The organism is Burkholderia sp. E168m22 (genome assembly GCF_001319805.1).
Taxonomy (GTDB): domain Bacteria; phylum Pseudomonadota; class Gammaproteobacteria; order Burkholderiales; family Burkholderiaceae; genus Burkholderia; species Burkholderia orbicola.
Map to the genome: position 1 here is coordinate 1 of NZ_BBSK01000185.1, position 516 is coordinate 516.

At 64.5% G+C, this 516-nt stretch carries 1 protein-coding gene; it reads right to left on the minus strand.

All coding sequences use genetic code 11. The features are described from left to right. Window positions 1-516 (minus strand): branched-chain amino acid ABC transporter substrate-binding protein (locus AP428_RS34320; protein WP_156349378.1); only part of this gene is annotated, 516 nt, incomplete at both ends.

A 516-nucleotide genomic window follows, 5' to 3' on the forward strand; every position in this document is an offset into this window, starting at 1 on the left:
TTTTCGCCCTTGATCTTGGTCAGAATCGCGCGGAAGTCGACCGCCTTGTCGTTCGTCGCGTCATGCGACATCACCTTCAGGCCGAGCGCCTTCGCCTTCTTCTCGAACTCGTTCGCGAGACCCTGGCCGTACGCGGTCGAATCGTCGACCACCGCCACGCTCTTGATGCCCTTCGAGTGCGCGTAGTTCGCCAGTGCCGGGCCCTGCTGCGCATCGGTCGCCACCACGCGATACGTGGTCTTGAAGCCTTGCTGCGTGTACGCCGGGTTGGTCGCCGACGGCGAGATCTGCACGATGCCCGCATCGCTGTAGATCTTCGAGGCCGGGATCGACGTGCCCGAGTTCAGGTGGCCGACCACCGCGACGACCTTGTCGTCGACGAGCTTCTGCGCAACCTGCGTCGCCTGCCGCGGGTCGGCGGCGTCATCCTGCGGGTCGAGTTGCAGCGTGATCTTCTGGCCGCCGATCGTGAGGCCCTTCGCGTTGATCTCCTCGACTGCGAGACGTGCACCGTTT